The sequence below is a fragment of the Halomonas sp. LBP4 genome (assembly GCF_003202205.1).
Lineage (GTDB): Bacteria > Pseudomonadota > Gammaproteobacteria > Pseudomonadales > Halomonadaceae > Halomonas > Halomonas flagellata.
In genome coordinates this window covers 1-2,006 of record NZ_PDOG01000022.1, presented here as the reverse complement: position 1 = coordinate 2,006, position 2,006 = coordinate 1, and the positions used below count along the sequence as shown (strand labels likewise).

Annotated in this window: 1 protein-coding gene; it reads left to right on the top strand. The window is 72.4% G+C overall.

Going from position 1 to position 2,006, the window contains the following annotated elements; translation table 11 throughout:
• On the top strand, positions 1–2,006 hold a 2,006-nt coding region (locus tag CR157_RS22765; RefSeq protein WP_441319109.1), incomplete at both ends, for a hypothetical protein.

The following is a 2,006-nucleotide window of genomic DNA, read 5'->3' as shown; positions in this document are numbered from 1 at the left end:
GGCGTGCGCATCGAGCCCGGCCAGACCTCGCGGATCATGTCGCGCCACGACTTCGCGGCCAGCGACGGCAGGCTGTCGCTGCCGCTGCTCGCCGCCGAGGCCGGCCTCGAGGGGCTCTCCAGCCTGCTGATCTCCACCGCGGCGCCCAACGCCCCGGTGCTGCTGCTCGACGTGCACACCTGGATGGGCGAGGCCCAGCTCTCCGCCGAGTCCTGGGACGTGCGCCAGGTGATCGACCCGGTACGCCTCACCGCCACGCCCAAGAACGGCGCCATGTGCCGCTTCACCGCCGCCGAGTCGGAGGCCCGCGCCGCCGACCCGATCCATGACCCGGTCTGCTACCTGCAGTGGGAGGCGCTGCCCGACGAGACCGCGCCGGTCGCGCTCACCGACGGCGGGGCCAATACCCCCAAGGCCGAGGGCCAGGCCGTGGCGCTGGGCGAGCAGGCCGTGGCCTACAGCCTGTGGCTGTTCTCCGGCGACGGCAGCAAGATCCAGGTCGGCGAGGGCCGCCGGCCGGTCACCGTCGCGAGCCCCTACGGCAGCGTCACGCTGCGCCCCACCGAGGACTACTCGGCGGTCGACCGGGTGCTCCACGAGTTCGACCTGCGCCTGACCCAGGGCGGCGGGCCGACCTGCTCGCTGACCCTGAGTGCCAGCGAGGCGATCGGGGCCGCGGCCAAGCGCAAGCACGACCAGCAGCGCCTGACCTGCCTGCTCGACTGGCAGGCGATGCCCGACGGGCTGTCCCAGAAGGACGGCACCACCCAGCCCCAGTTGCTCGGCCGCCTGAGCACCAACGGCGAGCACACCCTGGGCTGGCGGACCAGCGTGTTCTCGAAGGGCGGCACCCGGGTGACCCTCAACCACGAGACCACGCCGCTGGTGGTGGTCGACCCCGAGGCGCCGACGATCACCATGACCCCGAGCCGCCACACCACCCGGGTCGACGACGGCCGCTACGTGGTGCCGATCGCCGGCAGCTACTTCGGTGACGTCGAGATCAACACCCTGCCCAGCGACCTGGACGTGCGCCTCGAGCGCGACGCCGAGGTGCTGGAGGCCGAGACCTACGGCGCCGGCTGGTCGAGCCGCAACATCCTGACCCGCCGCCTCGAGGCCGAGGGCGCCGGGCTGTGGGAGGAGAGCGAGCATCGCGTCAGCGCCCGCTACCACCGGGTGCCGGACATCGAGACCGCCCGGAGCTACCGGACCATCACCGGCCCGGCGGCCAACCTCTACCCGACGATCGCGCTGGACGCCAGCGAGGTGCTCGACAACGAGCCGCTGCCGGTCGACGTGCAGATCCAGGACGTGTTCGCCCCCGAGGCGGGCTACGACCCGGCGACGATGGGCGAGTGGGACGTGCGGCTGGTCAACCAGCGCTCGCTGAGCGACCTGCAGGCACTGACCGACTGGCAGTATGCCGAGGACGGCGCGGCCTCCTTCACCCTCGACCTGGCCGGCTTCGACAACGCCGGGCTGCGGCTGCTGGCCGAGGCCCGGCTGCGCTCGCCGATCGCCGGCTACGAGCGCACCGAGATCAGCCAGCGGCCGACCTTCCTCACCGTGCTGCGCGGCGGCGCCCTGGACGGCGACGTCGAGATCCGCACCCTGTCCGGCGAGGCGCCGTTCATCGCCGTGTTCCAGCTGGGCTTCGCGAACCGCCTCGACCAGGCCGCGATGGGTGAGGTGCACTGGGAGGTCAGCGACGACGACGGGGCCAGCTGGACCCAGTACCCCGCCGGCGAGCGGCGCAAGACGCTGTTCATGCAGACCTTCGAGGAAGGGGTCTACCAGGTGCGGGCGCACCTCACCAACCGCCACTCGGGCCTCGAGTCCACCACCGAGGCGGTCGAGGTGATCGCCTACCCGGTCCCGCAGCTGCGCATCCAGGGCCCGGACACCGTGTTCGTCGGTGACAGCTGGACCTACGCGGTCGACCTGGCGCTGCCCGAGGACACCGCGGCGCAGCCCGAGGACGTGGTGGTGGAGTGGTCCGAGGA